This window comes from Deltaproteobacteria bacterium, from assembly GCA_016931625.1.
Lineage (GTDB): Bacteria > Myxococcota > XYA12-FULL-58-9 > XYA12-FULL-58-9 > JAFGEK01 > JAFGEK01.
Genome location: JAFGEK010000050.1, coordinates 21,258 through 27,586, shown reverse-complemented (window position 1 = coordinate 27,586; position 6,329 = coordinate 21,258). Strand labels below are relative to the sequence as shown.

General features: G+C 44.5%; 8 protein-coding genes. 5 read left to right on the top strand and 3 right to left on the bottom strand.

What is annotated here, in order from left to right; all coding sequences use genetic code 11:
- The first annotated feature begins 92 nt into the window (after positions 1 to 92).
- Entirely contained in the window at positions 93 to 395 is a 303-nt protein-coding gene (locus JW841_04155; GenBank protein ID MBN1960115.1) for a type II toxin-antitoxin system RelE/ParE family toxin, read from the top strand.
- Positions 392 to 700 (top strand): putative addiction module antidote protein, encoded by a 309-nt coding sequence (locus JW841_04150; protein ID MBN1960114.1) that lies wholly within the window; start codon positions 392 to 394, stop codon positions 698 to 700. Before JW841_04155 ends, JW841_04150 begins: the two co-directional genes overlap by 4 nt.
- Positions 701 to 925: 225 nt before the next feature.
- Here the strand turns inward: JW841_04150 and JW841_04145 are convergent, their stop codons facing one another.
- Positions 926 to 4,132: an ATP-binding protein gene (locus tag JW841_04145; protein MBN1960113.1), complete on the bottom strand. Its 3,207-nt coding sequence runs from the start codon at positions 4,130 to 4,132 to the stop codon at positions 926 to 928.
- On the opposite strand from JW841_04145, the gene JW841_04140 reads away from it, so the two are divergent.
- The 3 genes from JW841_04140 to JW841_04130 all read left to right on the top strand — a co-directional run bounded on the left by JW841_04140 (position 4,098) and on the right by JW841_04130 (position 5,724).
- Positions 4,098 to 4,352, top strand: coding sequence for a helix-turn-helix transcriptional regulator (locus JW841_04140; GenBank protein ID MBN1960112.1), 255 nt, complete (start codon positions 4,098 to 4,100; stop codon positions 4,350 to 4,352). The two genes, JW841_04145 and JW841_04140, sit on opposite strands and share 35 nt — an antisense overlap.
- 395 nt (positions 4,353 to 4,747) lie before the next feature.
- Positions 4,748 to 5,131, top strand: a complete 384-nt coding sequence (locus JW841_04135; protein MBN1960111.1) for a hypothetical protein — start codon at positions 4,748 to 4,750, stop codon at positions 5,129 to 5,131.
- A gap of 71 nt (positions 5,132 to 5,202) precedes the next feature.
- A complete protein-coding gene (locus JW841_04130; GenBank protein ID MBN1960110.1) occupies positions 5,203 to 5,724 on the top strand; it encodes a hypothetical protein in 522 nt (173 codons plus the stop codon).
- Here the strand turns inward: JW841_04130 and JW841_04125 are convergent.
- Both JW841_04125 and JW841_04120 read right to left on the bottom strand, forming a co-directional pair.
- Complete coding sequence (locus tag JW841_04125; GenBank protein ID MBN1960109.1) at positions 5,707 to 5,925, bottom strand: hypothetical protein; 219 nt, start codon at positions 5,923 to 5,925, stop codon at positions 5,707 to 5,709. The genes JW841_04130 and JW841_04125 overlap by 18 nt on opposite strands.
- A 244-nt stretch (positions 5,926 to 6,169) precedes the next feature.
- The gene (locus tag JW841_04120) at positions 6,170 to 6,328 is read right to left on the bottom strand and encodes a hypothetical protein (GenBank protein MBN1960108.1); all 159 of its coding nucleotides are present in this window, start codon (positions 6,326 to 6,328) and stop codon (positions 6,170 to 6,172) included.
- Position 6,329 lies beyond the last annotated feature (1 nt).

Here is a 6,329-nt window from a genome sequence, read left to right as displayed (position 1 = left end):
TAAGTGCGCTCAGATGTCAGTTTCTGACACCAAATCTTAAATACAAAAATATGTTTACAAATTGTAGCCAGCTGGCTACAATAAATAATAATATGGAGCTTCGCAAAACAAACGAGTTTGCTGACTGGATTGACGAACTCAAAGATTTACGAGCGCGTGCTAGAATACAAGTACGCATTGAGCGGCTTAAATCAGGCAATCCTGGTGATATAAAATCAGTCGGTGACGGTGTTTCAGAGCTACGTATTAATTATGGGCCTGGATATAGGGTGTACTTAAAAAAATATGGAGCAATAATAATAATTCTTCTGGCTGGAGGAACAAAACAAACTCAGTCAAGAGATATTAAAAAGGCAAAAATGCTCGCGCAGTTAGTAGAAGGAGAAACAAAATGAAAAGAAAAAGCATCATATCAAATTATGATGTTTCTGAACATCTTCGAGATGAATATGAAATGGCTGCATATCTTGAAGCAGCTTTTGAAGAATCTAATGGCGATGCAGCTTTTATTGCAAAAGCGCTAGGTGATATTGCTCGCGCTCAAGGAATGTCAAATGTTGCAAAACAAGCAGGTCTATCAAGAGAAAGCCTGTATAAAGCATTATCCGGAGATCGAAGCCCTGGGTTCGATACCATTTTAAAAGTAATTAACGCGCTAGGACTTAAATTACATGCAACAGCTACAGCGTCGGTTAAGTAGGTTGAACGTAAACGAGAGTTGATAGACCGTCGCCGACTTAAGCGCCCGAGGACTGAAGCCGCATAGTAATATCCGTAGATATTTCGAGCGGTGGAGGGACGAGACCGCTTAAGGTAGGCAGGTGTATACCAACTCGCAGTAGCTCAACAAACTTGACCGATGCTGTATGCGCTAGGGGTGGCTCACTTTCTGATTACCATTTGGCTCAGTTTCTAATTGGCATGTCTACAACAATTTATTACTGTAAGAGGTATAAGAAGATAAATAGTCGGTCAGGCGATTTAGTGCTTCATAATCATATTTACTCAGCCCAGTATCTAGAGTGAGGCGCAAAGCTCCCGCTACCATAGGGTCAGCCAACTGAAAATGTGCCTGCCATAATTCATAACGTGCGGTTTCAAGAAGATCATCTGGCTGGTTACAGTCACTTAGGAGTTTTGTAGCAATAGTTTTTGCAGCCGCATTAGGGTCTGCTGCCGCAAGCAATTTCCACCAATGACCTGGCGCAGCGCGGGTTTCATCCTTGTCAGTGTGTCTTACTACACGCTTACAGAGCGGCTGCAAAAACTGAAGCCGTTGGCGTGTTTGTGGGATATTCAAATCAATAAGTGTTTCTACTGAATAGAGTAACTCATAGATTGTAATATCTTTGTGCCCTCCATAAGCTGAAAGCAACTTGGCTGCCCGATGCCAATTTTCACAAGCCAGTGCAGGGTCATTACATGATAAGGCATAACGAGATGCAGCAAGATGAAAGTTAACTATGTCAGAGTAGTAATTACCCGGTATTTGTTCACTTTGGAACCAGTCTATAACTTCCTTGGTAACAGCATGACGAGTAGGTGTTGTGCCATCAACAGCAATCGCTAGTAACAGATCAGCGGGCACAGGGCCGCCCAATTCTCCAGAGAGCGTGAATGATATCTGGCTACTGACACGCCGAAGTGTTTCTATGGCAGCTGGCCATTCTGCGTCATCTATCAATTTGGTTGCTCGGTATAAAGTATCAGCAATGATTCCGTGAAGTTGGTAAAGATCGCATGCCCTCGGATCACCGACAAAAGGACCGCGCTCTTCGGTGAGAAGTTTCAGAGCTTGAAGTGCAGCCTTGCTCTGATTTGACTTTGCCGCCTCGGCAGAACAAAGCGCAACGGCGAACCGCAGCCAACAAGGGTACCATCCTGGCGATCTAATTCGAGAAGCGACTTCTTGAAGTAGATCGGGGGCTGCATGAGCAGCGATTGCGCACCCATCGAGCCAAGTACAAACATTCTCAGGGCTATTGTTGCCTCGCGACTGCTGGATCTGACTAGTAAGCGTGAAAAATTCATCACGATTATTTGTAATCCTGCCTGTCCGGATGTCACACGATTTTAGGCCTAGGGCAATAAAGCGATGAACCGTGCCAGGCGCAACATCAGCCGAGAGCGCTCGTCGCGCAATTTGTTGAGCTTCAACGCGAGACTCACTGTCTTCGGCAATCGCCATATGTTCGGCATAAATAAGCCAAAAGTTAGCATCGTTGAGCGCCTCGGCTAATTGCCTAACTCCCAAGATGCCATGTGTATCGCGTACAGCATTAAAAACTAATTGGGATACTAGGGCATTTTGCGTGATCCAATTTGCGTACTTAGTCCAGTCTGGTTTTGTAGTCGTACGCAGTTTACCTCGAAGCTTAGCTATTGCGACCTGGCGATCCGAGTCTGCACCGTAGCTAGTGTTGTCATTTACAGCCACCTTGGTAAATGCCTCAAGGTATTCTGGCCATGGCGCTGTAGCTCCAGCCGCATCAATGGCTGCACACAACAAAAGACCTGCTCGTGGTGGCACCGTCGGCTGATCATCAAAGAGAAGTCTTTCGGCAAAAATATTAGAACCAAGCAAAGCAATTGGCACGTCGGCATACTCGATGAGATTATCTAGACGTTCATTCTCGTAGGTTTCGGCGGCACGAGCTAGCTCCACGCAACGGACTACTGAAGGCCAGTCTTTTATACGCGCCGCACAATAAACTGCTACAGCCAGATTAGCCTTAATGGCACCCGCGAAGAAGCCATTCTGGATAGCTTTTGAAACGAAAGTTTCATCAACAATTCTTAATACTTCATAGTCTGTCCCTAATCGCCTGCAAAGCAGCAAGAGAAAACGAAAGGCTCTGGCATCTTGAAAGATACCCTTGTGGCTAAGCCAATCCTGCGCCTTTTTTAGAAGCGCATGTTTACCTGCGTTATTATTTTCAAGCGGACTACGTACAAAACGCGCAAACGACTCATGATAAACACGGATGCCTCCTTGCGCTGCCGATTCAACAAGAACTGGGCCTAAAGCTGCAACTGCTGCGTCGATGTGGTGGGCATACTCGGGAGCGATCTCGCCAAGGTCATTACGAGTAACAGCGAATTCTAACAGGGCCACCATTTGGGCGACAAAACGCGCACTGTCGCCCAATGGATCAATCAAATATTTGTAATATGTTTCAAGTGTACCATCGAATGGTGGGAATGCTTTTATTGCTGACACAAGATCAACATGGGCAATAGATGACCTGAGCGTTTCGCGGCAAAGATAGGTAGCATACAAAGCATTACCATTTGTACGCTCCATCAGTGCAGAAACAAACTCATCAACCGTTGGCTGGTCATTGATATCCAGCATCGAAAATATTTCTAAACGCTCACATAATACCTGCAGATCACTAGCATCTAGTGGCGGTAATTTAACCGTTTTAGCGCCTATGTTCTGCAGTGGCTGCAGATGCACACCAGGCTGGCTTAAAACCACCAGAACACAGCCGGGTGGCAACTCTAATTCAGCGAGTGCTGTTGCAAGTAACTGGGCAGGATCTGGCCTACTGATTGTCGCCCCTATCACGCGAGTAACATGGTCGAGACCATCAATTACCAGAGCTATGCGCCTATTGGGTTGATTGTATAATGCTTGGTTTATTGCTTGGCGTAAGGCAGCTTCATCAGCCGCAAGTATAGGTCTGCGGGATTCTACAATCTCGGGTTCAGCTTCTGCAAGTCGACCAAGCAAACTACCAATTACTGCTTCAGTTAATACACGTTCGTTGCGATCAGTGTCTCCATCACCAAGGAAGCAATAATGTTCAGCAATTAACCAATCGTTTGACTTAAGATTTTCTAGTACTTGTTTACAAACCCAAGATTTCCCTTGACCTGGTGGGCCCTCAATAATGAGTGGCTTCGCCGTATCTGCACACCTGTTTACATCTGCGACAATTGTCGTAACTGCAGAAGTTCGTGAAACTTCTATCGCCGAGTCAACAGGATGCTTACGTGCAACAGCGCCAAAATCACAGCGTAGTTGAGCACGGCGAAGGAGCTCCTCACGCGTAACTGTAGCAGTATGTTGTCTTGCGGCCTGCGCGAGAGAAATGAAAGCTGCGAGTAAAAAATTTGTTAGTGACAAATTACTCGAAATGGATATTCGTGAGCTGCGTGAGATGTCGGGTAAGACTCAAGTCGAAGTAGCGCAAGCGATGGAAATTGCTCAAAGTGAATTATCGCGTCTTGAGCGTCGTGATGACCATCTTGTATCGACTCTTCGTAAATATGTCAAAGCGCTTGATGGCGATTTAGAAATAGTTGCTCGTTTTGGCAATAAGTCAATTAAGCTTCATAGCTTATAAATATTAATGTCCCGTTTTTGCTTCGTCATTACTGCGCAAACGGCAATCTTGGCTCTATTTATTTTAATTATATTCGATTATTGCTCCTAGATACCCGCATTCGCGGGTATGACGGTGTAATTTTTTTGCGGGTATGATGTTATACCGAATTATTAGCGACAATAAGTACAAATACACCTAAACAAATTAACATAAAAACATGATTTATCATTGACAGATCACCATCAGCATGATCAGACTTACATTCATTACTAAGCAATCAATTATATAAAGGGGGGAATCATCGAATAAAAACCAACACGAATAAATAAACTTCTTTAAGCGAGGAACATTACGGTTGCACCCGCAATGCCCCTCTAAGTTTCACATGCCTGTTATGGAGGCCGTAAAACCTAATGAGTGATCAAACTCGTCGTGTATCTAGAGTCAAGTCGTCTTCACGTAAAACTAAGCGCACAAGCGATCGCAGCAACAAAAACACCAGCAAAAGCCCTGCTTGCCGCGCTCAAACAACAAGACGAACCCAAACAGTTAGCGCTCAGACTTCAAGCCGCATCAAGATTAAAACTAACGCACGCACACAAAGTTGCGCCTGCTCCCGCTACCAACAAGCAGTTGCATACTTACTAAAGCAATATCGCAAATGTCTGCAAATGCTTGGTGAATTAGCGCGCCTGGTTGAGAGCTATTACGAAGATGCGCAAGCGCATGTTTATCTTGTTGAAAAGCGTTTTAAAGAACATGAGCATTTGCACGAAGACCAGCATGATAAGTCATGATACTAAAATTTAGCTAAGTAGAATATTAGTCGGTGACACCGATTCAAATTAGCGTGTACGATAACAAAATAATGCTATGGAACAGCGGCGAATTACCAACAGACTGGACCGTAAAAAAACTAAAAGGCCCGCACCCATCGCAGCCTTATAACCCTGACATAGCCAATGCATTTTTTCGCGCGGGCATGATCGAAGCATGGGGTCGTGGTATTGAACGCATGATAACTGCATGCAAAAACGCTGGTATTAATCGCCCTCAGTTTCGTTACGAGGGCAGCGGTTTATGGACACAGTTTACCTACTCACCACAAATTGACCAAGCATCAACAACAATGACCTACGCTATTACCCCACCAGTCACCCCACCAGTGGCTGCTTTATTAAAATTGCTACAAAATACTGGACCGCTTGGTAATGCAGCAATCCGTAACCATTTTAAACTTAAAGACCGTAGGCATTTACGAGAACATTATATTGATCCAGCCCTTGGTGCCAACTTGATAGAGCCAACCTTGCCTGACAAACCTACTAGTCGTCTGCAGCAATACAAACTCACAAGCAAAGCGTTAGCACTATTAAACAAAGATATTTGAATAGTATCCAAGCTCATACCAAACATCGCCACTTTTCTTGATGCTAACGCTGTTAAGGCTTGCGGTTTGGCTTTTATCGCCATGCTCATCAAGCTCGTTTAGTTCTTCGTCTGTAAGTCGCGATAGATCCCAAGGCTGTTGATTGGTGGCACGATTTGCAGCACTAGGCGACTTATCATTTAAAACACGAAGGGGTCCCATAAGAAGTTCTGCTCATCGCCTAATAGGCATTAAGTGCTGCTACTGCGCTAGTTACAATAGCGCCAATACCACCAACTATTGTAGAGATAAATTCTGAATAAAATATACTAGAGCTTTTTTTGAAGGCCGCCGCATAATATTCCCCATTATTAATAATGTTTTTATTATGTATACTGCTTAAAGTTCAAAACATAAGGAAGATAAAGTATCTGACAGTCGAGTAAGCGCCCGTGGTCACACCACCTCAATCTGCGCCCCTATCATTAGGGCCGGTATCGATGGCATAAGGACTAAAGATGTTTAAGAGAAGAACCACAACAATTTCTAAAAAAGTGCCCAATAACTCAATAAATACCACATCAGGGAGCCGTCGATGGTCAGCAGTGTGGGCACTCTGTCTCATA

Excerpts from the sequence above, each read along its gene's own strand:
- JW841_04130 (MBN1960110.1), top strand. The coding sequence starts at position 5,203 with ATGCTATGGAACAGCGGCGAATTACCAACAGACTGGACCGTAAAAAAA.
- JW841_04150 (MBN1960114.1), top strand. The coding sequence starts at position 392 with ATGAAAAGAAAAAGCATCATATCAAATTATGATGTTTCTGAACATCTT.
- JW841_04140 (MBN1960112.1), top strand. The coding sequence starts at position 4,098 with ATGAAAGCTGCGAGTAAAAAATTTGTTAGTGACAAATTACTCGAAATG.
- JW841_04120 (MBN1960108.1), bottom strand. The coding sequence starts at position 6,328 with ATGAGACAGAGTGCCCACACTGCTGACCATCGACGGCTCCCTGATGTG.
- JW841_04155 (MBN1960115.1), top strand. The coding sequence starts at position 93 with ATGGAGCTTCGCAAAACAAACGAGTTTGCTGACTGGATTGACGAACTC.
- JW841_04125 (MBN1960109.1), bottom strand. The coding sequence starts at position 5,925 with ATGGGACCCCTTCGTGTTTTAAATGATAAGTCGCCTAGTGCTGCAAAT.
- JW841_04135 (MBN1960111.1), top strand. The coding sequence starts at position 4,748 with ATGAGTGATCAAACTCGTCGTGTATCTAGAGTCAAGTCGTCTTCACGT.